The 24,030-nt window shown below is 71.0% G+C and carries 18 protein-coding genes; 5 read left to right on the plus strand and 13 right to left on the minus strand.

All coding sequences use genetic code 11. The annotated features are described in order from the left end of the window. Positions 1 to 589: 589 nt before the first annotated feature. The gene (locus N5D62_RS12045; RefSeq protein ID WP_279758054.1) at positions 590 to 3,430 is read left to right on the plus strand and encodes a hypothetical protein; all 2,841 of its coding nucleotides are present in this window, start codon (positions 590 to 592) and stop codon (positions 3,428 to 3,430) included. Positions 3,431 to 3,587: 157 nt separating this feature from the next. On the opposite strand, the gene N5D62_RS12050 is transcribed toward N5D62_RS12045, so the two are convergent. From N5D62_RS12050 to polA, 11 genes are all read right to left on the minus strand, one after another. Further along, positions 3,588 to 5,075 carry a hypothetical protein gene (locus N5D62_RS12050; RefSeq protein ID WP_279758055.1) on the minus strand — a complete coding sequence of 496 codons (1,488 nt, stop codon included), beginning with the start codon at positions 5,073 to 5,075 and terminating at the stop codon, positions 3,588 to 3,590. A 383-nt stretch (positions 5,076 to 5,458) separates the two neighbouring features. Beyond that, the gene (locus N5D62_RS12055) at positions 5,459 to 6,967 is read right to left on the minus strand and encodes a tripartite tricarboxylate transporter permease (protein WP_279758056.1); all 1,509 of its coding nucleotides are present in this window, start codon (positions 6,965 to 6,967) and stop codon (positions 5,459 to 5,461) included. 10 nt (positions 6,968 to 6,977) lie between these two features. Beyond that, complete coding sequence (locus tag N5D62_RS12060; protein WP_279758057.1) at positions 6,978 to 7,445, minus strand: tripartite tricarboxylate transporter TctB family protein; 468 nt, start codon at positions 7,443 to 7,445, stop codon at positions 6,978 to 6,980. Between the two features lie 162 nt (positions 7,446 to 7,607). Continuing rightward, entirely contained in the window at positions 7,608 to 9,389 is a 1,782-nt protein-coding gene (locus tag N5D62_RS12065; protein WP_279758058.1) for a GspE/PulE family protein, read from the minus strand. 2 nt (positions 9,390 to 9,391) lie between these two features. After that, complete coding sequence (locus tag N5D62_RS12070; protein WP_279758059.1) at positions 9,392 to 10,216, minus strand: spermidine synthase; 825 nt, start codon at positions 10,214 to 10,216, stop codon at positions 9,392 to 9,394. A 39-nt stretch (positions 10,217 to 10,255) separates the two neighbouring features. Continuing rightward, a complete protein-coding gene (locus N5D62_RS12075) occupies positions 10,256 to 10,792 on the minus strand; it encodes a DNA-deoxyinosine glycosylase (RefSeq protein ID WP_279758060.1) in 537 nt (178 codons plus the stop codon). Continuing rightward, entirely contained in the window at positions 10,785 to 11,618 is an 834-nt protein-coding gene (locus tag N5D62_RS12080) for a TatD family hydrolase (protein WP_279758061.1), read from the minus strand. The genes N5D62_RS12075 and N5D62_RS12080 overlap by 8 nt, the downstream gene beginning before the upstream one ends. A 27-nt stretch (positions 11,619 to 11,645) precedes the next feature. Then, complete coding sequence (purU, locus tag N5D62_RS12085; protein WP_279758062.1) at positions 11,646 to 12,536, minus strand: formyltetrahydrofolate deformylase; 891 nt, start codon at positions 12,534 to 12,536, stop codon at positions 11,646 to 11,648. Positions 12,537 to 12,674: 138 nt separating this feature from the next. Next, complete coding sequence (locus N5D62_RS12090; protein WP_279758063.1) at positions 12,675 to 13,394, minus strand: ATP-binding cassette domain-containing protein; 720 nt, start codon at positions 13,392 to 13,394, stop codon at positions 12,675 to 12,677. Further along, complete coding sequence (locus tag N5D62_RS12095) at positions 13,387 to 14,646, minus strand: lipoprotein-releasing ABC transporter permease subunit (protein ID WP_279758064.1); 1,260 nt, start codon at positions 14,644 to 14,646, stop codon at positions 13,387 to 13,389. Before N5D62_RS12095 ends, N5D62_RS12090 begins: the two co-directional genes overlap by 8 nt. 230 nt (positions 14,647 to 14,876) lie before the next feature. Next, positions 14,877 to 17,651, minus strand: a complete 2,775-nt coding sequence (gene polA, locus N5D62_RS12100; RefSeq protein WP_279758065.1) for a DNA polymerase I — start codon at positions 17,649 to 17,651, stop codon at positions 14,877 to 14,879. Positions 17,652 to 17,765: 114 nt separating this feature from the next. Here polA and N5D62_RS12105 point away from each other — a divergent pair, with 114 nt between their 5' ends. The 4 genes from N5D62_RS12105 (at position 17,766) to N5D62_RS12120 (ending at position 22,315) form a co-directional block, all read left to right on the plus strand. Next, positions 17,766 to 18,122, plus strand: a complete 357-nt coding sequence (locus tag N5D62_RS12105) for a hypothetical protein (protein WP_279758066.1) — start codon at positions 17,766 to 17,768, stop codon at positions 18,120 to 18,122. Between the two features lie 54 nt (positions 18,123 to 18,176). Next, complete coding sequence (locus tag N5D62_RS12110) at positions 18,177 to 19,160, plus strand: homoserine kinase (RefSeq protein ID WP_279758067.1); 984 nt, start codon at positions 18,177 to 18,179, stop codon at positions 19,158 to 19,160. Continuing rightward, positions 19,157 to 19,990: a BPSS1780 family membrane protein gene (locus N5D62_RS12115; protein ID WP_279758068.1), complete on the plus strand. Its 834-nt coding sequence runs from the start codon at positions 19,157 to 19,159 to the stop codon at positions 19,988 to 19,990. Before N5D62_RS12110 ends, N5D62_RS12115 begins: the two co-directional genes overlap by 4 nt. Positions 19,991 to 20,113: 123 nt before the next feature. After that, positions 20,114 to 22,315 carry a PhoX family phosphatase gene (locus N5D62_RS12120; protein ID WP_279758069.1) on the plus strand — a complete coding sequence of 734 codons (2,202 nt, stop codon included), beginning with the start codon at positions 20,114 to 20,116 and terminating at the stop codon, positions 22,313 to 22,315. A gap of 6 nt (positions 22,316 to 22,321) precedes the next feature. Here N5D62_RS12120 and N5D62_RS12125 read toward each other — a convergent pair whose 3' ends face one another. Then, a complete protein-coding gene (locus N5D62_RS12125; RefSeq protein WP_279758070.1) occupies positions 22,322 to 23,608 on the minus strand; it encodes a HipA domain-containing protein in 1,287 nt (428 codons plus the stop codon). Continuing rightward, a complete protein-coding gene (locus tag N5D62_RS12130) occupies positions 23,605 to 23,886 on the minus strand; it encodes a helix-turn-helix transcriptional regulator (RefSeq protein ID WP_279758071.1) in 282 nt (93 codons plus the stop codon). Before N5D62_RS12130 ends, N5D62_RS12125 begins: the two co-directional genes overlap by 4 nt. Positions 23,887 to 24,030: the final 144 nt, after the last annotated feature.

Below are 24,030 nucleotides of genomic sequence, written 5' to 3' on the forward strand. Positions count from 1 at the left end.
CGGCGAAGCAGCCGCCCATGACGGCGCCGACGAGCCGGCGGCCGATTCCCCGCCGGACTGCCTTCCCGACGCGAATCCGCCGTCCGACGGCGAGCCCTCCGGGCCGCGCGACGCATCCCCGACCTGCCCCGCGATCGCAGGCGCATCGGAGAGCGACGAAGACGGGGCGGTCCCGCTGATGGCACTCGGCCCATTGGCCGTGGCCGGGCTGGCGGTGGTCAGCGTGCTCGGCGGCTCGTCCGGCACCGCTCACAGGACCTCCCCCGTCATTCCGCTCCTGCCCGATCAGCCGATCGTGCCCGAGCCGACGCCGTCCATGCCGCCGTCTCCTCCTTCTCCTCCTTCTCCTCCTTCTCCTCCTTCTTCCCCTTCGGAGCCTTCTTCGCCTTCGGAGCCTTCGGAGCCTTCAGAGCCCTCCGAGCCGTCCATGCCTTCCCTGCCGCAGGAGCCTGGACCGCCGACGCCGCCATCGAACCCCTCCGATCCCGCGGGGCCTTCGAATCCCTCGACACCGTCGAATCCCGACAGCCCGGTCGCTCCCGTCGATCCGACCGCGCCCCCCGACCCGACCGACCCGACCGACACCAAGGTGCCGACGCCCCGCCCACCGCCCGCGCCGACGCTCCGGCTGGCGGTCGACTCGGGACGGTCCGACCATGACCACGTCACTCGCGACGGCACGATCCAGGTCGGCGGCCTCGCTGCTGACGCTCAATGGGAATACAGCGTCGACGCCGGCGTCTCCTGGCGTTCCGGCCAGGGCGACACGGTGTCCGCCGCCGCCATCGCCGACGCCCGCGCCGATGGCGGCCGAATCGCGCTGCTCGCCCGTCAGACGACCGCCGCCGGCACCGGCGACTCCGCCGCCTTGCGCTTCACGCTGCGCGCGGCCGCTGGAGATCTCGACCTCGACCCGGCGACCGGCCTTCAATCGACCCGGGCGTTGATCGTGGATCGCGCCGCCTTCGCGACCGGCGTGCCGCTGACGGCGATGCCCGACGCGCTGGTCGACGACGGCCTCCAGGAACTGCGCCTGCGGCTGGACGGCGATGGCCTGGATGTCGCCCACGATCAGCTGGTGCTGGATCGCGCGGTGTCATTGGACCGGACGCTGCAGGTGGACGATGTCGAGATCGCCGGCGTGCCTCACCTGTCCTACCGCTTCGACGCCGCCAGCGTCGCGCTCGCCGTGTGGACGACCGATGGCCGCGAGCTGACCGGCTCCGACGCGGCGGCGCTGACCAACGCGATCCGGCTGGCCAACCCGCAGGGCCGTCCCCGCGAAGGCGAACGGCTCGTCCACCTGAGCCTCGTCGACCAGGCGGGCCATGTCGGCGGCGACGCCACCGTGGCGGTGACGCTGGATTCCCGCCAGCCTCGGCTCGACCTCGATCCCGCGTCGGCGGCGACCGGCCCATCGCTCGTGACGACCTCGCTGGCGACGCCTCAGGCGCTGTTCCCGGCGGGCGTCGCGCTCGCGCACGACAACCCGGCGGCGAGCTTCAAGCAGGTCTCGATCGCCCGTGGCGGCTCGGGTCTCGGCGGCGGTGACGTGCTGTCAAGCCGGGACGGCGGGGTCGCCACGGCGCTCGACGGCCCCTCGGTCAGCTTCCGGGTCGGCGGCGTCGAGTGGCACGCGCAGCGGGAGGCCGAGCGCCACGTGTGCGGGCTCGCCGACGGCACGGCGGCCAGCGCGGCCCAGGTGCAGGCGATGCTGTCCTCGCTGACGCTGCACAACCCGCTGGCCGCGCCGCCACAAGGCGATCGCCGCTTCACCGTCACCGTGGCCGACGCACTGGACCGCACGGCCACCGCGAGCGCCACGCTGGGATACGACACGATCGGCCCGGTCATCGACCTGAACGGCACCCTGCCCGGCCAGGACCATGCGGTGGCCGTGACGCCCGGACTGCCGCATGCGTTCCCGATCGGCCGCCCGTCGCGCGTCGCCGTCGACGAGGACCATCGGATCGCCTCGCTGACCGTGACCTTCCAGAGCGCGGTCACTGGCGCCTTCGACATCGCCGATCCGGGCCGCGCGGAGCTGTTCGGCTTCCATCGCACGGACCGTCCGGGCCAGTTCGACCGGATGTTCCGGCTCGGGCGGGACGGCGACGGCATGGGCAGCGGCGCGTGGATCACGGGGCTGGGCGCGACCTTCGCGCTGGAGCTGCACGGCGGTCCCGGCCACTCGCCGGTCATCGTGATCACGCCGGACAAGCCCTTCACCGTCGCGCAGACGGCGCTGCTGGTGCAGCGGCTGTCCTACACCGCCGGCGCCGGCGCCGCCCAAGGCGAACGCACGCTGACGATCGAGGCCGTCGACATCGCCGGCAACGTGACCGCGATCGTGCCGACCGCGCGCCTCGACGTCCGCGCGCCCGGCACGCCGGTGCTCCTGCTGGCGGCCGGCGCGGACACCGGCCAGTCGGCCGACGACGACCTCACCGCCGCCAACGGGAGCGCCGCGGCGCCGCTGGCGCTCGGCGGTTTCGCCCGCGCGGGGGCGACGGTGACGCTGTTCCGCGATGCCGACGGCGACGGCCTGGCGGGCGCTGGCGAGACACTCGGCACGACGCAGGCCGGCGGGGATGGACGCTGGTCCTGGAAGCTGGCCGGGAACGCGCTGGCGGACGGCGACCACCGCCTCGGCGCGGTCGCGGACGGCCTGACCTCGGCGATCCACGAGATCACCGTCGACACGCGCTCGCCGGACAACCTGCCGGCCATCGGACGCGAGGTCACGCCGCGGCCGGTGCTGGCCGGCACCACCGATCCGGGCGCGGCGGTCACGGTGGGGATCGACACGGACCAGCAGCCCGGCAACGGGTACGAACTGCGCTACGCGGTGCGCGCCGACGGCGCCGGCCACTGGCGCGTCGACACCGCGACGGCGGTGCCGGCCGCGGGGACGGCGATCCGCTTCGACGGCGGCGACTTGCTGCATGCGCGCGTCACGGCCGTCGATCTGGCCGGCAACGTCAACGTGCGCGACGTCGAGGCCACGGTCGCGGGCTCGACGTTCAGCCTGTCCGACGGGCAGGTGAACGGGCGCGGCGATGGCGACGGCGCGCTGACCTTCACCGTCACCCGCGACGGGGACCTGAGCGAGCGCGGGAGCGTCCGCTTCGCCGTGGACCGCGACGCGAGCACGGCCGGATCGACCAGCGACGGGCCGGCCTCGGCGCATGACTTCACCGGCGCGAGCTGCGGTCTGGTCGACTTCGCGCCGGGCGAGCGACAACAGTCGATCCGCTTCACCGTGCATGCGAATGGCGCGCGCGAGCAGGACGAGCAGGTCGTCCTGCGGCTGGACACGGCCAGCGGCGGCGAGATCCTCGACGGGCTCGGCATCGGCGTCCTCGCGGCGACGGCGTGGCCGGCGGAGGTCTTCGCGTTCCGCGCCGACGCGGGCCTGCCGGTGGTCTGATCGGACGAGCCGGGCCGCCGCGCCGCTTTGCGCCAGCAGCCGCCAGCTGTCGGGCGGCTCGGTCCGGTGTCGTGGCGCGGCGAGGCAGGCGCTCGTCCGGTCGTCCGGTCGTGCGGTCGTGTGGTGACCCGGTCGTGCAGTGACCCGGCGCCTGCCGTCAGCCCAGCCGCGCGGCGAGCCGCCGCGCGAGCGCCAGCGCCTGGGACAGGCCGGCGCGTCGCGCGTCGGCATCGGCGTCCGCCGCGGTGGCGAGCCGTTCCAGCAGCTCCACCAACTCCCGGGCCTGCGGCCCCGGCTCTCCGGGCGCATCCGCCGCGCCGCCGGCGCCCGGCGCCGGCACCTGCACGATCAACCGTTGCAGCCAACCGGCCAGCCGCTCCGCGCGGCTCCGGTCGGCGCGGGACCAGACAGCCCCCGCCGCGCGCGCCAGGACCAACTCCCCGACCACCGCGCCCGTCGCGTCCCGCAACGGCATCGTCTGCGACGACCGGTCCCGACGCTCGGGCGTCACCGGCGCCGGCGCGCCACCCAGCCCCGTCCAACGCAACTCGAGGTCGCTGACCGCCAGCGCCTCCATCAGGCGCGGCCGCGCCTGCTGCCATTGGGTGTCGACATCGGCGGCCGAGGTCACCGGCGCCCCGCCGCGGCCCAGCGCCAGCAGCAGGCCTTCGGCGCCATGCGGATCGGTGTCGAAGCGCGCCAGCTGTTCCAGCCGCGCCGGCAGTTCCGTCTGACCGAGCGTCGCCTCCAGCCGCTGGCGCTGCTGCTGGTGGAACCAGCTTGGGCCGAGCTGTTCCTGTTCCGCCATCAACTGCCCCAGCCGACCATGCGCCGCCGCCTGCAGCGAACGCGACTGGATCGCCTCGCCCAGCGCCAGCGCCTGCTGCGCCGGGACCGCGGCCTCCGCGCCGCGGCGCAGCTCGCTGATCAGCAGCAGCGTCTGCGCCTGCAGCCAGCGGTAACGGCAACGGCGCGCCAGGTCCTCTGCCTCGACCGCCAGCGTCAGCGCATGCTCCACCGCGCCGCTGTCGCGCGCGCAGCGGGCGTGGTGCCACATCGCCTCGGCCTCGTAATCTCGATGCCCGACCGCGCGCGCGTCGGCGCGGGCCTCGTCCAGCCGCGGCAGCGCCGCTTGCGGCCCCTGCGTCGCGCGCAGCGACACCGCGCGGTTCAGCGCGATCTTGGAGCGCATGTAGGGGTCGTCGCCCAGCTGCGGGTAGTGCAGCTCGGCCTGATCGAGCACCCGGCCGCCGCGCGCCCAGTCGCCCAGCGCGAAGCACAGGTGCGCCAGGCCGATCCGCGCCAGGCAGGCCCAGCGCGTCTCGTCATCGGCCAGCTCGAGTGTCTGGCTCCAGGCATTGCAGGCCTGGACGTAGTCGCCACGCTGGTAGTGCATGCGGCCCAGCGCCTCGCTGAGCTCGGCTGCCTCCTCCAGCAGCCGGTGCTGCAGCGCCCGCGCGAGCGCCCGTTCCAGCTCCGCCTGCAGCTCCGGCCCGCGGCCCCAGCGCTCGAGGATGAAGAAGGCGCCGAGCAGCACCTGGAACGGCGGCTCGCTCTCGCGGGCGATCAGCCGCTGCAGCCGGGGCAGCGCCAGCCCGGGACGGCGCATCACCAGGCGCTCCCAGCGCGCCTGCGGGTTCGACACCGCCTTGGCCGGCGCCCCGCCGCGCGGCGCGGCCGCGGCCCGTGCCCGCGCGCCCCGGCCCTTGCCGGCGCCTTCTGCCCGATCGGCCCGTTCGCCCCGTTCGCTCCGCTCGCCCGCTGCCATGTGCATTCCGTCCACTGCCGCCCCGGTCGGGGCCAGCCGGCAGCATACCGGCCGCCCCCGGCGGATCCTCCCCGCATCTCTACCGAGACGCACCGGTCGCTTTCCGCCTGTCGCCCGGACCTGGCGCTCCTGTCGGCCTCCCCGGCCGGCCCGGCCTGCTGGCTGGCGCCCTGGCCTGTCGCCGCCACGCCAACGAAAAGAGGCCCCGAAGGGCCTCTTGAGGGGCGGGCAGCGCCGCCCGCCGGGGCATCTCGCCCGGATCAGTCCGCGTCCTGGAACGCCTCGTCGCGCTTGTTCTTGATGGACGGCAGCATCACCACCACCACCATCAGCGCCGCCGCGATCAGCAGCCCCGCCGACAGCGGCCGGGACAGGAAGGTGCTCCAGTCGCCGCGCGACAGCAGCAGCGCCCGGCGCAGGTTCTCTTCCATCATCGGGCCCAGGATGAAGCCCAGCAGCAGCGGCGCGGGTTCGCAGCTCAGCTTGTAGAAGAGGTAGCCGATCACCGCGAACGCCGCCGTCATGAACACGTCGAAGTTGTTGTTGTTCAGCGTGTAGGTGCCGATGCAGCAGAACACGACGATCGCCGGGAACAGGAAGCGGTAGGGCACCGTCAGCAGCTTGATCCAGATGCCGATCAGCGGCAGGTTCAGGATCACCAGCATCAGGTTGCCGACCCACATCGAGGCGATCAGGCCCCAGAACAGTTCCGGGTTGCTGGTCATGACCTGCGGGCCGGGCTGGATGCCCTTGATCGTCATCGCGCCCACCATCAGCGCCATCACCGCGTTGGGCGGGATGCCCAGCGTCAGCATCGGGATGAACGAGGTCTGCGCGCCGGCGTTGTTGGCCGACTCGGGACCGGCCACGCCCTGGATGGCGCCCTTGCCGAACTTCTCCGGCGTCTTGGAGATCTTCTTCTCCAGCGTGTAGGCCGCGAAGGACGCCAGCAGCGCGCCGCCGCCCGGCAGCACGCCCAGCAGCGAACCCAGCGTCGTGCCGCGCAGCACCGCCGGCCAGGCGTCGTGGAAGTCCTGCTTGGTCGGCCACAGGCCCTTCACGCTCTTGGTGAAGACCTCGCGATGCTCGGCCGGCTGGCCCAGGTTCGCGATGATCTCGCCGAAGCCGAAGATGCCCATCGCGATCACGACGAAGTTGATGCCGTCGGTCAGCTCGGGCACGTCGAACGAGAAGCGCGGCGTCCCGGAGATCACGTCGGTGTTGATCTGCCCGAGCAGCAGGCCCAGCAGGATCATCGAGATCGCCTTGACCAGCGAGCCCGAGGCCAGCACCACCGCGCCGATCAGGCCCAGCACCATCAGCGAGAAGTACTCGGCGGGGCCGAACTTGAAGGCCAGCTCGGTCAGCGGCGGCGCGAAGGCCGCGATGATGACCGTGCCCACGCAGCCGGCGAAGAACGAGCCCAGGCCCGCCGCCGCCAGCGCGGCGCCGGCGCGGCCCTGGCGCGCCATCTGGTAGCCGTCGATCGCGGTGACGACGGACGAGGACTCGCCCGGCACGTTGATCAGGATGGCGGTCGTCGAGCCGCCGTACTGCGCGCCGTAGTAGATGCCGGCCAGCATGATCAGCGCCGGCGTCGCGTCCAGCGAATAGATCGACGGCAGCAGCATCGCGATCGTGGCGACCGGGCCCAGGCCCGGCAGCACGCCGATCAGGGTGCCGAGCACCGCGCCGCCGAAGGCGTACAGGAGGTTCTCCGGCGTGAACGCCGTGCCGAACCCCATCATCAGGTTGTTGAGCAGATCCATGCGTGTCTCCTCAGCCGCCCAGGAAGGTCGGCCAGATGGGGATCACGAGATTCAGACCCCAGATGAAGATCGCGTAGCTGCCGGCGGTCAGCACGACGCTGCTCAGCAGCGCGTCGCGCCATTTGAATTCGTCGCTGGCCATCGAGGCGCAGGTGATCAGCAGCGGCAGCGTGATGATCATCCCGAGCCGCGGCAGCGCGAAGCCGAACAGGACGATCGACCCGACCACGATCAGCAGCGGCTTCCAGGCGAAGGCGCCGACCGGCTGGCCGCCCTCCGACTCGATGGTCAGCGCCTTGAACAGCACCACCGCGCCGAGCAGCGCGAGCAGGATGCCCAGCCCGAACGGGAAATAACCAGGCCCGGGGCGGGCGGACGTGCCAAAGCTGTAGTTGATGATCGAGCCGCACGCGAACGCGACGCCAACGACCACGAACATCAGCCCTGACCAGAAGTCGCGTTGACTCTTGATCTTCATCGAGGGGACCTCTATCGGCTTGAATGGGCGCGATTCTAGGAATCGCGCGCCCCCTCGGCGTCTGTGGTTATCACGTAAGCGGCAACGGCGCCAATCGCACGCCGCCTGAGGCGGGCTTCACGCCGCCACCCGGATGAGGGGGGCGGCCCCCCCGGCCGGCGCTCAGGATTCCCAGGTCGGCGTGCTGCGCAGGACCTCGTCCATCGTGGTGAACCCTTCGGCCACCTTCATCGCGCCGGCCAGCCGCAGCGGGCGCAAGCCCTCCTGCAGCGCCTGGCGCCGCAGCGCCCCCATGTCGGTGTTGGGATGCAGGTGCTTGCGCACGCTGTCGCTGAGCAGCAGCAGCTCGTACAGGCCGGAGCGGCCGCGGTAGCCGGTGTTGCGGCAGTCCAGGCAGCCGACCGGGCGGTACGGCTTGACGCCGCCGTTGAGCCGCCAGGGCTTGAGCATCTCGTTGAGCGTGTCGCGGGTGACGTCCGGATCGGGCTCCTTGCAGGTCGGGCACAGCGTGCGCACCAGGCGCTGCGCGAGCACGCCGATCACCGTCGCGTCGATCAGGTAGTTGGGCACGCCCAGGTCGACCATCCGCGTGATCGCCGAGGCCGAGTCGTTGGTGTGCAGCGTCGAGAACACCAGGTGGCCGGTCAGCGAGGCCTGGATCGCCATCTCGGCGGTCTCCAGGTCGCGGATCTCGCCCACCATGATGATGTCCGGGTCCTGGCGCATCAGCGCGCGCAGGCCCTCGGCGAAGTTGAAGTCGATGGCCGGCTGCACCTGCGACTGGTTGAACGCCGGCTCGATCATCTCGATCGGGTCCTCGACGGTGCAGACGTTGACCTCCTCGGTGGCCAGGCGCTTGAGCGTCGAGTACAGCGTCGAGGTCTTGCCGCTGCCGGTCGGGCCGGTGACCAGGATGATCCCGTGCGGCCGGCTGGTCAGCCGGTTCCAGCGCTCGGCGTCGTGGCCGGAGAAGCCCAGCTGCGCCAGGTCCTTGACCGCGGTGTCGGGGTCGAAGATCCGCATCACCATCTTCTCGCCGAAGGCGGTGGGCAGCGTCGACAACCGCATTTCCACTTCCTCGCCGGCGGGATTGCGGGTCTTGATGCGGCCGTCCAGCGGGCGGCGCTTCTCGACCACGTCCATGCGGCCCAGCAGCTTGATGCGCGCGGTCATCGCGCTCATCACCGTCGGCGGCAGCTGGTACACGGTATGCAGCACGCCGTCGATGCGGAAGCGGATCACGCCCATCTCGCGGCGCGGCTCCAGGTGGATGTCGCTGGCGCGCTGGTCGAAGGCGTACTGCCAGAGCCAGTCCACCACCTGCACCACGCCCTGGTCGTTGGCGTCGAGCTGGCGGTTGCTGCGGCCGAGCTCGACCAGCTGCTCGAAGCTGGCGGGCTGGTTGATCTCGCCCGACTTCGTCGCCGCGCGCACCGAGCGCGCCAGCGTGAAGAACTCGGTCGTCAGGCGCGAGATCTCCTGCGGGCTGGCCAGCACCAGCTTGACCCGCTTGCGGGTGTGCGACTCGATCTGCGGCACCCAGCCGATGTCCAGCGGCTCGGCGGTGGCGATCGTCACGTCGGTCAGGCCGACCTGGATCGGCAGGCAGCGGCGCGCCTCGGCATAACTGGCCGACATCACGTCGGCGACACGGCCGACGTCGACCTTCAGCGGATCGATCCGGACATAGGGCAGCTTGAGCCGGCCGGCCAGCCACTCGGTCAGCAGCTCGACGTCCAGCGGCCGGCCGTTGGACACGCGCACCAGGCTGGCGCTGGCCAGCCGCGCCAGCGGATGCTGCGCGCTGTGGCCGGCGCCCAGCCGGGTCTCGGTGCGCTGCACCTGCTCCGCGTCGATGACGCCGTCCTCCGCCAGCCAGTGCAGCAGCTGGCGCCAGTCGAGCTTGGTGCCGGCGGTGTCCTCGGCCTTGGTCTTGTGCTTCATGGTCACTCGTCGGCGGCGGCGGCCGCATGGATCTGGTGAATCACGTTCATCGGCAGCGGCCGGACCAGCTTGAGCCACTTGCGCGCCGGCAGCTCATGGCGCGCCTCGATGTGCTCGGCGCGCTGCTCCAGGACCTCGCGCTCGGGCACCGTCACGCCGCGCGCGGCGACGACGATGGTGTTGCCCTCGCGGGTCGGCGTCAGGTGCCAGACCTGGTCGCTGCCGAAGACCTTGCCGATGCGCGCCGCGCTGCGCGCGAAGCTGGCGCTGCGGCCGAACAGGTTGACCGTCATGAGCCCGCCGTCGGCCAGCACGCGGCGGCAGTCGGCGTAGAAGCCCTCGTCGTCGAGCACCGGCGCGGCGGCCTCGTGGTCGTAGAGATCGACGTTGAGCACCTGCGCCGTGCCCCAGTTCGCCGCGTCGGCGACCCAGCGGCCGGCGTCCTCGTTGAGCACGCGCAGCCGCTCATCGTCGTCGGGCAGGTGGAACCAGTGGCGGTTGGCGCTGATGACGCTCGGGTTGATCTCGACCGCCGTGGTCTTCATCTTCAGCTGCTTGCGGGTGAAGCGCGTCAGCGCGCCGGCGCCCAATCCCAGCTGCACCGCCTGGCCCTGCGTCATCTCGCGGGCGTCGCGCCACAGCATCCAGGCCATCATGCGCTGGACGTACTCGAGCTCCAGCTTCTCGGGCTTCTTGACCCGCATCGCCCCCTGCACCCAGATCGAGTCGAGGTGGAGGAAACGCACGCCGTCGAATTCGCTCAGCGTCGCCTCGACCCATTCGGTCGTCCTGCCGCCCTTGTTCCTCGAGTCCCGGTTCTTGCTCACGGCTGCCGTTCCCGCGCCGGGCTCACCGGCCCGGTCGCTTCAGATGTCGTTCGAAGGCCCGGCGAGCTGCCGCCAGGCGCGAAGCTTGGCATCGTAGGGCATCGTGTAGGCCGGGCTGGAGCTGGGCAGCCCCAGGACGCGGTAACGGGCTGCAAGCGGCCCGAGCTGCCTGAGCCCGAAACGCAGCGCCGTGCCGCCGTTGAAGCCGATGGTGCGCAGCGCCGGCAGCTGCTCGATGAGCCGGCCGAGGTCGCTGGCGAAGGGATTGCGGATCGCGCTGTCGAGGCTGCCTTCGCGCTCGGTCTCGGTGATCACGTCCCAGACGGCGACGCGGTGCGCGCGGAGCGCGGCCAGGCGCTCCGGGTAGCCCATCGCGGCGAGGTCGACGCCGAAGACGTCGCCGACCAGCCGCCAGAACTGGTTGCGCGGGTGGCCGTAGTACTGCTGCGCGCGCAGCGAGGCGACGCCGGGGAAGCTGCCCAGCAGCAGCCACTCGGCGTCCGGCGCGTGGACTGGCGCCAGGCCCTGCCAGCGCGCGGGGTCCAGGGCATCGGCGGAGTCGATCGTGTCAGCCATGCGGGGCCGGGGCATCCAGCGCGCCCAGGCGCGGCAGCGCGGCGCGGGCGTTGCGCGCGGTGATCGCCGCGGCCTCGGCCGGCGTCCAGCCGCGCAACTCGGCGAGGCAGGCGCCGATGCGCGGCAGCTCGCCGGGTTCGTTGCGCGAGCTCGCGCCGGCGGCGCGCTCCTCGACGGTGCGGTAGAGCCAGTGCGGCGGGATGTCGGGCGCGTCGGTCTCGACGACCAGCGCCTCCTGCGGCAGCTCGGCGGCCAGGCGGCGGATCTGCAGCGAGCGGTCGAAGGTCACCGTGCCGCCGAAGCCCAGCTTGAAGCCGAGCTCGAGGAAGGCGTCCGCCTGCTGCCGGCTGCCGTTGAACGCGTGGCCGATGCCGCCGGTCGCCAGCCCGACGCGGCGCAGGCCGGCGAGCAGCTGGTCGGCGCTGCGGCGCACGTGCAGGATCACCGGCAGGCCGTGGCGCTTCGCCAGCTTGAGCTGCTCGACGTAGAAATGCCGCTGCGTCGCCTCGTCGAGCCCCTTCACGAAGAAGTCCAGCCCGATCTCGCCGATGCCCACCAGCCGCGGATCGTCGCGGCACTCGGCCAGCATCCGGTCCAGGCGGCCGAGGTCCTCCTCGCGCGCCTGCATCACGTACAGCGGGTGGATGCCCAGCGCGTAGGCGAAACGGTGCTCGTGCGCGAGCGCCCTCACCCGCTCGAAGTTCCCGGCGACGACCGCCGGGATCACGACTTGCGACACGCCGGCGGCGCGGGCGCGCGCGACGACCGCGTCACGGTCGGCGTCGAACTCCGACGCGTCGAGATGGCAGTGCGTGTCGGTCCACATCGGGTCCGCCGGGACGCGCGGCGCGCTTCAGCGGAAGACCACCGTCCGGTGGCCGTTGAGCAGCACGCGGTGCTCGGCATGCCACTGGATCGCGCGGGCCAGCGTCACGCATTCGACGTCGCGGCCGATGGCCACGAGCTGGTCCGGCGTCATCGAGTGGTCGATCCGGGCGACGTCCTGCTCGATGATCGGCCCCTCGTCGAGGTCGGAGGTCACGTAGTGCGCGGTCGCGCCGATCAGCTTGACGCCGCGCTCATGCGCCTGGTGATAAGGCCGCGCGCCCTTGAAGCTGGGCAGGAAGCTGTGGTGGATGTTGATCGCGCGGCCTTCGAGGAAGCGGCACATCTCCGGCGACAGGATCTGCATGTAGCGCGCCAGCACGACCAGGTCGATCTGCTGGTCCTCGATCAGCTCGCGGATCTTGCGTTCCTGCGCCTGCTTCTGCTCGTCGCTGGCCTGCAGCAGCGGCAGGTGGTGGAAGGGGATGTCGTGCGACGCGGCCAGTTGATAGAAGTCGCGGTGGTTGGAGACGATGGCCGGGATCTCGATCGCGAGGTGGCCGGTCTGGACGCGGAACAGCAGGTCGTTCAGGCAGTGCCCCAGCTTGGACACGAGCAGCAGCACGCGGGTCTTGCGCTGGGCGTCCACCAGTTCCCAGTCCATCGACAGCCGCTGGGCCAGCGGCGTGAAGACCTCGCGCAGCGCGGCGGCGGGACGGGGCTCGGCGCATTCGAATTCGATGCGCATGAAGAAGCGGCGGTGGTCGGCGTCGCCGTGCTGGGCCGAGGTCAGGATGTTGGCGCCCTGCTCCAGCAGGACGCCGGTGACGGCATGCACGATGCCGGCCTGGTCGGGGCAGCTGAGCTTCAGGATGAAGCGGGTGGACGGAGTGGCCGAGGGGTGCGTCGAGGCGGTCATGATGCCGCGCATCGTAATCCAGCGATCGCGCGGCGCCGGCCCGGACGGCGCCTGGCCATGGGGTCGGACGCCTCGCGATCGGGCAACCCAGCCTCGGCCGCTCCGGGCAGTGCGATGCGGTGCGCTGCGGGCCGCGGCTCAGGCCACGATCGGCTGCAGCGCGCCGCCGACCAGGCGGCGCTGGTGCTCGCAGCGCGCGGCCAGGTCCTGGTCGTGGGTGACCATCACGAAGGCGGTGCCCAGTTCCCGCGCCATCTCCAGCATCAGGTCGAAGACCGTCGCGGCGGTGCCGCGGTCCAGGTTGCCGGTGGGCTCATCGGCCAGCACGCAGGCCGGACCGGTGACCAGCGCCCGGGCGATCGCGACGCGCTGGCGTTCGCCGCCGGACAGCTCGCCGGGACGGTGCAGCACGCGCGGCCCCAGGCCCACGCGCGTCAGCACCTGCCGCGCCTGTTCGCGCGCCTGTTCCTGCGGCATGCGGCGGATGCGCAGCGGCATCGCGACGTTGTCCAGCGCGTTGAACTCCGGCAGCAGGTGGTGGAACTGGTAGATGAACCCGAGGTGCCGGTTGCGCCAGTCGCCGCGAGCCTTCTGGCCGAGCGTCGCGAGGTCGCGGCCCATCAGCTCCACGCGGCCGGCCGACGGCTCGTCCAGCCCGCCCAGCAGGTGCAGCAGCGTGCTCTTGCCCGATCCCGACGCGCCCAGCACCGCCAGCGTCTCGCCGGCCTTGACCGTCAGGTCCAGGTCCTTGAACACCTGCACGTCGAGGGGTCCCTCGACGAAGCGCTTGCCCAGCCCCAGGCTCTGCAGGACCACCTGGCCCGGCGCGCCCGCGCCCTTGGCCTTGACTTCATTCATAACGCAGCGCCTCCGCCGGTTGGACGCGGCTGGCGCGCCAGCTCGGATACACCGTCGCGACGAAGGCCAGGATCAGCGAGATCACGGTGATCGGCACGATGTCGGCCCATTGCGGATCGCTGGGCATGTGGCTGATCACGTAGATGCTCGCCGGCAGGAAGGTGGTGTGCAGCAGCCGCTCGATGAACGGCACGATCACATCCAGGTTGTGCGCGACCACCAGCCCCAAGCCCAGGCCGCCCAGCGTGCCAATCACGCCGGCCAGCGCGCCCTGGATCATGAACACGCCCATGATCGAGCGCGGGCTCGCGCCCAGCGTGCGCAGGATCGCGATGTCGGCCTGCTTGTCCGTGACCGTCATCACCAGCGTCGACACCAGGTTGAAGGCGGCGACCGCCACGATCAGCGTCAGGATGATCCCCATCATCCGTTTCTCGACCTGCACCGCGTCGTACCAGTTCGCGTTGGTCCGCGTCCAGTCGCGCACGTAGATGCCGCGGCTCAGCTGCCGTTGGAGTTGCGCGCCCACCTCGCGCGCTTGCTGCACGTCGCGCAGCTTCAGCTGGACGCCGCTCGGCGTGCCGGTCCTGAAGACCTTGGCGGCATCGACGACGTGAATCAACGCCAGGCCGCTGTCGTACTCGTAATGTCCCGCCTCGAACACGCCGACCAGCGTGAACTGACGCAGCGTCGGCTGCACGCCCAGCGGCGTCACCTGCCCCGAGGGGATCGCCAGCGTGATCTTGTCGCCCCGCTGCACGCCCAGTTGCCGCGCCAGCTCCACGCCCAGGATCACGTTCCATTGGCCGGGCTGCAGGCGTTCCAGCAGGCCCTCCTTCGCCAGCTGCGCCGCGATCGGGGTCACGCTCGGCTCGAACGCCGGATCAATCCCCCGCACGATCGTCCCGCGCATGTCAGAACCCCGCGCGATCAGCGCCTGGCCCGACACGAAAGGCGCAGCCGCCACGACCTCGGGATTCTTCTTCGCCTCGTCGGCGACGGTGCGCCAATCCGGAAGACCCTCGCCGGTGTCGTTCAGCAGCTCGACGTGCGCGATCACCGACAACATCCGCTCACGGACCTCCTTCTGGAAGCCGTTCATCACCGACAACACAATGATCAACGCGGCAACGCCTAGAGCGATGCCCAGCATCGAGACGCCGGAAATGAAGGAGATGAAACGGTTGCGGCGACCTCCGCGCCCGGCTCGCGTGTAACGCCAGCCAATCTGCAACTCATAGGGCCAGTTCATAGGGGGTGGATGCTAACCGCTCACCCGGCGACAGCCGCTTATGCGAGGCTGATGAGCAGCAGACGTCCGGGACGGCGCCCGGGCCGGCGGCGCACTCCGCCGGGCGCCAACTCACTCCGCTCACCTGCGGCTCGCTTCGTTCAAACAGACGGCGCCCTGGTCAGCCCGGCACGCTCCGTGCGCCGCCGGCCCGGGCGCCGTCCCTACCGTCCGCGCGGAGAGCCCCCCACTCAGTGCGCTTCGTCCCAGTTGGCGCCAACACCCACCTCGGCCAGCAAGGGAACCTTCAGGGCGGCGACACCAGCCATCAGGGTCGGCACTTCGGATTTCACCCAGTCCAGTTCCTCGTCGGGGACCTCGAAGACCAGTTCGTCATGCACCTGCATCACGATCCGCGTCTTCTTGCCCTGCTCGTCCAGCGCCTGCTGCACCGCGATCATCGCCAGCTTGATCAAGTCCGCCGCCGTGCCCTGCATCGGCGCATTGATCGCCTGGCGCTCAGCACCGCTGCGGCGCGGACCGTTGCCCGAATTGATCTCCGGCAGCCACAGCCGACGCCCGAAGACCGTCTCGACGTACCCCTTCTCCTTCGCGAACTGCTTCGTGTCGTCCATGTAGCGACGCACGCCCGCGAAACGGGTGAAGTAACGATCGATGTAGTCCTTCGCCGCCTTGTTCTCGATGCCCAGCGACTGCGCCAGCCCGAACGCCCCCATCCCGTAGATCAATCCGAAGTTGATCGTCTTGGCGTAACGGCGCTGCTCGGGCGTCACCGCCTCCAGGTCGCCGCCGAAGACCTCCGCCGCCGTCGCGCGGTGGACGTCCTGGCCCTCCTGGAACGCCTTCAGCAGGCCCGGGTCCTCGCTCATGTGCGCCATGATCCGCAGCTCGATCTGCGAATAGTCCGCCGACACGATCCGGTGTCCCGGCGGCGCGATGAAAGCCTCCCGCACGCGGCGGCCGTCGGCCGTGCGGATCGGGATGTTCTGCAGGTTGGGCTCGTTGCTCGACAAGCGTCCCGTCACCGCCACCGCCTGCGAGTAGGTCGTGTGCACCCGGCCCGTCTTCGCATTCACCATCAGCGGCAGCTTGTCCGTGTAGGTGCTCTTGAGCTTGGACAGCGCCCGGTACTCCAGGATCTTCGCCGGCAGCGGGAAGTCCGCCGACAGCTTCTCCAGCACCTCCTCGTCGGTCGACGGCGCGCCGGTGGCGGTGCGCTTGACCACGGGCAGGCCCAATCGGTTGAACAGGATCTCCCCGATCTGCTTGGGCGAGCCGATGTTGAACGGCTGGCCCGCGATCTCGTAGGCCGACTGCTCCGCGGCGACCATGCGCTGGCCCAGGTCGGCGCTCTGCGCCTGCAGCCGCGCCGCGTCGATCAGCACGCCGTTGCGCTCGATGCGCGCCAGCAGCGCCGAGACCGGGATCTCGATCTGCTCGTAGATGAACTTCAAGCCCTCGTCGGCCGCCAGCCGCGGCATCAGCGTCTGATGCACGTGCAGGCACATCTCGGAGTCCTCGCACGAGTACTCCGACGCCTTGGCCACCTCCACCTGCGCGAACGGGATCTGGTGCGCGCCCTTGCCGCACAGGTCCTCGTAGCTCAAGCCCTTGCGGCCCAGCACGCGGTCGGCCAGCGCCTCCAGCCCGTGGCCGCGATGCGCCTCCAGGACATAGCTCTCGAGCATCGTGTCGTAGGCCGTGCCCTGGACCGCGATGCCGTGGTTGGCCAGCACGTGGGTGTCGTACTTGACGTTCTGCGCCACCTTCTTCTTCAGCGGATCCTCCAGCCACGGCTTGAGCCGGGCCAGCACCTCGTCCATCGGCAGCTGCTCGGGCGCGTCCGGCCCCTCGTGGCGCAGCGGGATGTAGGCCGCCTTGCCGGGCTCGACGCTGAAACTGATGCCCACGATGCGCGCCTGCATCGGATCGAGCGAATCGGTCTCGGTGTCGAAGGCGGCCAGTTCGGCGCCCTGCAGCCGCTCGACCCAGGCGTCCAGCCGGGAGAAGTCGACGATGGTCTCGTACTGCTTGTCGACCGGGATCGCCGGCGGCTGGTGCTCGGCGAAGGCGTCGCCCGGGCGCGCGCCAAGGTCGGCCTCCGGCGCCGCGTGCTTCGGCGCCGCGCCGCCGAGCTTGCCTTCCAGGTCGCGCTTCCACGTCTTGAAGCCGTTGCGCGTGTAGAAGTCCAGCAGGCCGGCCTCGTCGACCGGGTTGAAGGCCAGCGCCTCCAGCGCCGGCCAGCCGGCGACATGCATGCACAGGTCGCAATCCAGCTTCACCGTGACCAGCTTGCGGCCCATCGGCAGCCAGTCCAGCGCCTTGCGCAGGTTCTCGCCGGCCACCCCCTTGATCTTGTCCGCGTTGGCGATGACGCCGTCCAGCGAGCCATGCTCGGCGATCCACTTGGCCGCCGTCTTCGGACCGACCTTCTCGACGCCGGGCACGTTGTCCACCGTGTCGCCCATCAGCGTCAGGTAGTCGACGATGCGGTCCGGCGCCACGCCGAACTTGGCCAGCACGCCGGCCTCGTCCAGCTTCTCGTTGCTCATCGTGTTGATCAGCGTGACGTCGGGTGTGACCAGCTGCGCCAGGTCCTTGTCGCCGGTGGAGATCACCACCTGGTGCCCGGCTTGCGCCGCCACCCGCGACAGCGTGCCGATGCAGTCGTCGGCCTCGATGCCGGGCACGGTCAGGACCGGCCAGCCCAGCAGCTTCACCACCTCGTGGATCGGGTCGATCTGCGCGCGCAGGTCGTCGGGCATCGGGGCGCGCTGGGCCTTGTACTCGGGGTACCACTCGTCGCGGAAGGTCGGGCCGGAGGCGTCGAAGACGCAGGCGGCGTGCTCGGCGCCGAAGTCGTCGCGCAGCTTCTTCAGCATCGCCACCATCCCGTGCAGGGCGCCGGTGGGCTGCCCTTCGGGGCCGCGCAGGTCGGGCAAGGCGTGGTAGGCGCGGTAGAGGTAGCTGGAACCGTCGACCAGCAGCATCAGAGGTTTGCTCATCCCGGCATTGTTGCAGGCGCGCGCCACCCGCCCTGTCAGCAGACCCCGCCTGCGTCGGGCCCTCGCCCGAGGGAGGGGGTCCGGACGGGCCCGGCGCATAGAATCGGCCCCACCATGAACACCACCCGCCTCGCCCCGCTGTTCGCCGCCCTGACCGCCCTCGCGCTGCCGGCCTTCGCCGCCGACGCGCCGGCGAGCGCGGCGCCCGCTCCGGCCAAGGCCCCGGCGCCGCAGACCTTCCGCGACGTGCCGGACGTGAAGGTCGAGCAGCTCGTCAACGAAGACGACAAGGTTCGCATCGAGGAGACCCGGGTGCGGGGCCTGACCCAAAAGGTCGTGGTCAAGAACAAGGACAGCAAGGCGCCCGAGTACGAGATCCTGCTCGGCGACACCGGACGCGACCTCCCCACCCGCCAGGGCGCCGACCGCGGCAACGCGGGTTCGCGCGTCTGGCGCATCTTCAATTTCTGACCGGCGGGGCACGGCCGCCGCAGGCCCGCCCCCGGTCCGTTCTTTTTCCGCTTCATGGCCGTATTCACCGACGTCTCGCCCGAGCAGGCGCAAACGCTGCTCGACACGCTGAACCTGGGCGAACTCCAGTCGCTCAAGGGCATCACCGCCGGCATCGAGAACACCAACTACTTCGTCACCACCGCCCGTGGCGCCGAGCGCCGCGAGTACGTGCTGACGATCTTCGAGCGGCTGACCTTCGAGCAGCTGCCCTTCTACCTGGAACTGATGCGCCACCTCGCCCGCAAGGGCGTGCCGGTGCCCGCGCCGCAGGCCGATGCGCAGGACCGCATCCTGCACCGCGTCGCCGGCAAGCCGGCCGCCGTCGTGGACAAGCTGCGCGGCGGCCACCAGCTCGCGCCCGACCAGTTCCATTGCGAGCAGGTCGGCGCCGGCCTGGCCCGGATGCATGTCGCCGGCCAGGACTTCCCGATGCACCAGGACAACCTGCGCGCGCTGCCCTGGTGGCGCGAGACGGTGCCGGTGGTGCTGCCGCACCTGGCGCCGGCGCAGGCCGCGCTGCTGAGCGAGGAACTGGCCTTCCAGGAACAGCTCGCCCCGGCGGCCGCCGCGCTGCCGCGCGGGCCGGTGCACGCGGACCTGTTCCGCGACAACGTGATGTTCGAGGGCCTGCCCGGCCGCGAGCAGCTCAGCGGTTTCTTCGACTTCTACTTCGCCGGCATCGACAGCTTCCTGTTCGACCTCTGCGTCTGCCTGAACGACTGGTGCATCGACCTGGACAGCGGCCGGCTGGACGAGCAGCGCGCGTCCGCCTTCGTGCGGGCCTATGAATCGGTGCGGCCGCTGACCGGCGCCGAGCACCGGCTGCTGCCCGGCCTGCTGCGCGCCGCGGCGCTTCGCTTCTGGATCTCGCGCCTGTGGGACTTCCATTTGCCCCGCGAGGCCAGCCTCCTCCAACCCCACGATCCCACCCATTTCGAGCGCGTCCTGCGCGAGCGCGTCGCCAATCCGTGGCATGCGCTGGAGTCCTTGCCATGATCCTGCACCTGCAATCGGTTCCGCCGCGCAACGGCCTGCTCTGGGTGCGCCACGGCCTCAAGGTGCTGCAGCGCAAGCCGATCGCGCTGATCGGCCTGTTCGCGGTGTTCCTGCTGGTGTCCTCGCTGCTGCAGCTGGTGCCGCTGCTGGGCCAACTGGTGGTGCTGGCGGCGCTGCCGCTGGTGTCGCTGGCCTTCATGCTGGCCTCGCACCAGGTGCTGCAGTCCCACACGCCGACCGCGGCCATCTTCGCGCAGCCGCTGCAGCTGACCAAGGAACGCCGCCGCGACCAGCTGCTGCTGGGCCTGCTCTACGCCGGCAGCACGATCGCGGTGATGTTCCTGGCCCACTGGCTGGACGGCGGCGCGCTGGTGCGCGCGGTCGGGCAGATCGCCGCCGGCGCCGAGAAGGCCGACCCGAAGGCGGTCGAGGCCACGATGGCCGACCCCTCGCTGACCACCGGCATCGGGCTGCGCCTGCTGCTGACCGGGCTGATCTCCATCCCCTTCTGGCACGCGCCGGCGCTGATCCACTGGGGCGGCCAGGGCGTGATGCAGGCGCTGTTCTCCAGCACGCTGGGCGTGTGGCGCAACAAGGGCGCCTTCGCGCTGTCGGGCCTGGTCTGGGTCGGGCTGACCTTCGGCACGACGATGGTGCTGACCATCGTCGGCCTGCTGCTCGGGCTGGCCAACTTCCTGCCCTACCTGCTGGTGCCGCTGGCGATGATCCTGACCACGGGCTTCTACTGCTCGCTGTACTTCACCTTCATCGACTGCTTCATGTTCGGCGCGCCGCGCGACCTGCCCGAGACTTCCGGCACCCCGTCCTGAACGCCATTCGCACCGCCGTCGCGCGGTGAACGGATTGAAGGATCTCTAACGACTTTTTCACGGCGTCGTCACCTGCCCTTCGCAGAATCCGCCCGCACTTTCTTTGCAGCGGAGCCTTCACGAATGAGCAAGCAGCACGACATCGTTGCCAGCCAGAACGCGGTCAACGACTACGACGAGGACGCGGTGGTCAACCCGTCCGCGAACCCGCATTTCGAGGACATCCTCGCCGCGCGCCTGTCGCGCCGGGTCGCCCTCAAGGGCGGCATCAGCACCACGGCCGCCGCGCTGCTTGGCGGCTCGATCCTGAGCGCCTGCGGCAGCGACGACGATCCTGCCCCGGCGCCCGCCCCGGCCCCCGCGCCGCAGCTCAAGCTGGGCTTCACCGCCGTGGCCAAGAACAAGAACGACCTGGTCACCGTGGCCGACGGCTACAACGTCAGCATCCTGCACGCGCTGGGCGACCCGATGCACTTCGGCGACGAGTCCTGGAAGGACGACGGCTCCGAGACCGCCGACTCCTACAACCGCCGCATCGGCGACGGCCATGACGGCATGTACTGGTTCGGCCTGGGCGAAGCCGGCGCCTTCGACGCCAAGCGCTCCGACCGCGGCCTGCTGGCGGTGAACCACGAGTACGTGGTCGCCCCCTACGTGCTGCATCCGGCCGGCCGCGCCGCCGGCGCCGCGCGCAACGCCGCCGAGGTCGAGAAGGAGATCTACGCCCACGGCATCAGCGTCGTCGAGGTCAAGCGCGACGGCGCCAACACGACGATGGTGCGCGGCTCGCGCTACAACCGCCGCGTGACCTCCGCCACGACGATGGACTTCACCGGCCCGGCCAAGGGCAACGCGCAGCTGCAGACGCTGTTCAGCCCGACCGCCGTGCAGACCCGCGGCACCAACAACAACTGCGCCAACGGCTACACCCCGTGGGGCACCTACCTGACCTGCGAGGAAAACTACCTCAACGTGATCAGCCGCGGTGCCGGCGACGACGCCTCGCGCAGCGCCAAGGAAGTGGCCAGCCTGAACCGCTACGGCCTGCCGCAGAACCGCAAGAGCCCCTACCTGTGGGAAACCGCTGGCAGCGCCGACCTGTACGCCCGCTGGAACTCGTCGGTGACCGGCGCCGCCGCCACGGCCGACTACCGCAACACGATCAACACCTTCGGCTGGGTGGTGGAGATCGACCCGTTCGCGCCGGACTCGACGCCGGCCAAGCGCACCGCGCTGGGCCGCTTCAACCATGAAGGCGCCTGGCCCGCCGAGGCGGTCGCCGGCAAGCCGGTCGTCATCTACATGGGCGACGACTCGCGCAACGAGTACATCTACAAGTTCGTGTCCAAGGCCAACTGGGACGCGGCCGACGTGGGCAAGGGCATGGCCGCCGGCGCGAAGTACCTGGACGAGGGCACGCTGTACGTGGCCAAGTTCAACGCCGACGGCACCGGCAACTGGATGGAACTGACGTTCAACAAGAACGGCCTGACCGCCACCGCCGCGTACCCGTTCGCGGACCAGGGCGACGTCGTGATCAACGCGCGCATCGCCGCCGACATCCTCGGCGCGACCAAGATGGACCGTCCGGAGTGGGGCGCGGTGCACCCCACCAACGGCGAGGTCTACATGACCCTGACCAACAACAGCAACCGCGTGGCCAACACCGCCACGCCGACCGGCAGCCAGCTCAAGCCGGACGCCGCGAACCCGCGCTACTACGAGGACATGAAGGGCGCGACCTCGCAGAAGGGCAACCCCAACGGCCACATCATCCGCTGGAAGGAAGACGCGGCCGACGTCACCAAGATGACCTGGGACGTGTACCTGTTCGGCGCGCAGCAGGACGCGGCGGCGGACGTGAACCTGTCGTCGCTGACCGACGTGAACGACTTCTCCAGCCCGGACGGCCTGTTCTTCGACAAGCGCGGCATGCTGTGGATCCAGACCGACGACGGCGCCTACACCGACGTGACCAACTGCATGATGCTGGCCGCCCTGCCGGGCAAGGTCGGCGACGGCGGCGTGGCCACGGCCGCGGGCGGCACGCAGACGCGCGCCGGCACCAAGGCCACGGCCGACACGCTGCGCCGCTTCCTGGTCGGTCCGAAGGAATGCGAGATCACCGGCATCGCGATGACGCCGGACAACAAGACGCTGTTCTTCAACGTGCAGCACCCGGGCGAGGAAACGACGCCGGACTTCGCCGCCAAGACCTTCGGCAGCTACTGGCCGGCCAACCAGGCCGACGCCACCGCCAAGAAGCGTCCGCGCTCGGCCACCGTCGTCATCACCCGCAAGGACGGCGGCGAGATCGGCATCTGATCGAGCTCAGCCCCTGACCGCGAAGCCCGCCATCCGGCGGGCTTTTTCGTCGACGGTGTCCAGGAGGCGCTCGACGACGGCCCGCGGCACCTCGCCGGACAGTTCGTCGGCGAGCGCCCGGGCCTGCGCCGGCACCAGGTCGCTCATGCGCCGGAGCTCCAGCGCGAGGCTGCGCGGCGCGAGGTCGCAGTCGCGCGCGAAGCCGGCCCAGTCGTCGATGACCCCGTCGCCGCCAGCAGGTCCGCCGGCCGGTCCGTCCGCCGGCCCGCTCGCCAGTCCGAACGCCGGCGCCAGGCGCAGTCCGCCGTGGTCGACGAAGAAGCACAGGTTGTCCGCCGCCGCGGCGTCGCTGCCGATCAGCTGCCGGAACACGGTCCAGCGCAGCAGCGCGCGGCCGTCGATCAGCGGCGTGGGGCTGTGCTTGATCAGCGCGAAGCGCTCGGCATCGGTGACGTCCGATGCGCCGGGCGCCTGTTCCTCGGCCTGCTCCGGCGCATGTCCCGATGCCCGTCTCGGCGGCTTGCCCAGCGCCTGCCGGGCATCGATCGCATGCAGGCGCCGCACGCGCCCGTCCTCCAGGCGCTGGCGGTCGAAACGCGCCACCAGCAGCACCGGCTCGGGCACGCAGTGCAGCTGCACCGCCGCGACGTCCAGGCCCACCCGCGCGGCCAGCCGCATGCAGAAGTACTCGTCGAAGGGCTGGTCGCGCCGGGCCGGCGACGCGGGCGCCGGCTTGAGCACATGCGTCGACGCCATCTGCGGCCCGTCGACGAGGTACCAGCCGCCGTCGGGTTCGACGTAGACACCGAGCTTGTCGCGCTCGCCCGCCAGGACGCCGCGCACCTGCCCGTCCCAGACCGCGAACGGCGCCGCGTCGCGATGGCGCAGCCGCTCGGAGAGTTCCTCGCGCGTGACCAGCCGCTGCGCCGGCCCGGCGGGCCGCGGGCGGTCCTCGTCGATGAGCCGCACCGCGCCGGCCGCGTCGCGGCCCATGTGGCGCAGCGCGCCGAAGACATCGTCCGGCGCCAGGCCCAGCGCCGCGGCGCTGCGCCGCCGCGCGTCCCCGTCGGGCAGCAGGCGCTCGAAGAAACGGCCCGCGGCCTCGTCCTCGCGCTCGCTGCCCGGTCCGCCGCGCGCCGGCAGCGGCAGCGGCGGCGCCAGCGGGAAGGCCAGCACCTCCGAGGTCCATCGTTCCAGGTAACCCAGCGACAGCCGCGATGCCGCGCCGCCGCCGCCGGCCGGCTTCAGCCAGCCGACCTCATGCTCGTCGAGCCAGACCGCCAGACCGGTCATGCATCCTCGTCGAGGTCGGAGAACTTCGAGTCCCGCGCGGTGCGGATCGCGCGGCGCACGACCTCGCGCTGCTGCGACGGCACCGCGAACAGGCTGACGCCGAGCGCCCGCGCCGCCTTCAGCACGGTGGACAGGCTCACGCCGCCCTGCCCGGTCTCGATGTTGATCAGCGTCTGGCGCGACATGCCCAGCGCCTCGGCCGCTTCCACCAGCGGCAGGCGCGCGGTGGTCCGCGCGGCCCGCACGGCGGCGCCCAGCGCCATCGCGTCTTCAATCATGGGATCGTCCGGAGGATCGATCGGTACAACAGTGCGCATGGAGATTCCAGGATCAAGGATCTGTTCATCGAATCTCCCTCCCCGGCCATCGTGATTCCTGTTTGCTGGAATCTTTGATGCCCCGCCGCATTCTGCGCTCCAGCG

Origin of the sequence: Mitsuaria sp. GD03876, from assembly GCF_029840635.1 — a bacterium.
Lineage (GTDB): Bacteria > Pseudomonadota > Gammaproteobacteria > Burkholderiales > Burkholderiaceae_C > Roseateles.

Bases quoted from the DNA above. Each gene is read 5' to 3' on its own strand.
- N5D62_RS12055 (WP_279758056.1), bottom strand. From the start codon at position 6,967: ATGGATCTGCTCAACAACCTGATGATGGGGTTCGGCACGGCGTTCACG.
- N5D62_RS12060 (WP_279758057.1), bottom strand. From the start codon at position 7,445: ATGAAGATCAAGAGTCAACGCGACTTCTGGTCAGGGCTGATGTTCGTG.
- N5D62_RS12065 (WP_279758058.1), bottom strand. From the start codon at position 9,389: ATGAAGCACAAGACCAAGGCCGAGGACACCGCCGGCACCAAGCTCGAC.
- N5D62_RS12075 (WP_279758060.1), bottom strand. From the start codon at position 10,792: ATGGCTGACACGATCGACTCCGCCGATGCCCTGGACCCCGCGCGCTGG.
- N5D62_RS12080 (WP_279758061.1), bottom strand. From the start codon at position 11,618: ATGTGGACCGACACGCACTGCCATCTCGACGCGTCGGAGTTCGACGCC.
- purU (WP_279758062.1), bottom strand. From the start codon at position 12,536: ATGACCGCCTCGACGCACCCCTCGGCCACTCCGTCCACCCGCTTCATC.
- N5D62_RS12090 (WP_279758063.1), bottom strand. From the start codon at position 13,394: ATGAATGAAGTCAAGGCCAAGGGCGCGGGCGCGCCGGGCCAGGTGGTC.
- N5D62_RS12095 (WP_279758064.1), bottom strand. From the start codon at position 14,646: ATGAACTGGCCCTATGAGTTGCAGATTGGCTGGCGTTACACGCGAGCC.
- polA (WP_279758065.1), bottom strand. From the start codon at position 17,651: ATGAGCAAACCTCTGATGCTGCTGGTCGACGGTTCCAGCTACCTCTAC.
- N5D62_RS12105 (WP_279758066.1), top strand. From the start codon at position 17,766: ATGAACACCACCCGCCTCGCCCCGCTGTTCGCCGCCCTGACCGCCCTC.
- N5D62_RS12110 (WP_279758067.1), top strand. From the start codon at position 18,177: ATGGCCGTATTCACCGACGTCTCGCCCGAGCAGGCGCAAACGCTGCTC.
- N5D62_RS12115 (WP_279758068.1), top strand. From the start codon at position 19,157: ATGATCCTGCACCTGCAATCGGTTCCGCCGCGCAACGGCCTGCTCTGG.
- N5D62_RS12120 (WP_279758069.1), top strand. From the start codon at position 20,114: ATGAGCAAGCAGCACGACATCGTTGCCAGCCAGAACGCGGTCAACGAC.
- N5D62_RS12125 (WP_279758070.1), bottom strand. From the start codon at position 23,608: ATGACCGGTCTGGCGGTCTGGCTCGACGAGCATGAGGTCGGCTGGCTG.
- N5D62_RS12130 (WP_279758071.1), bottom strand. From the start codon at position 23,886: ATGATTGAAGACGCGATGGCGCTGGGCGCCGCCGTGCGGGCCGCGCGG.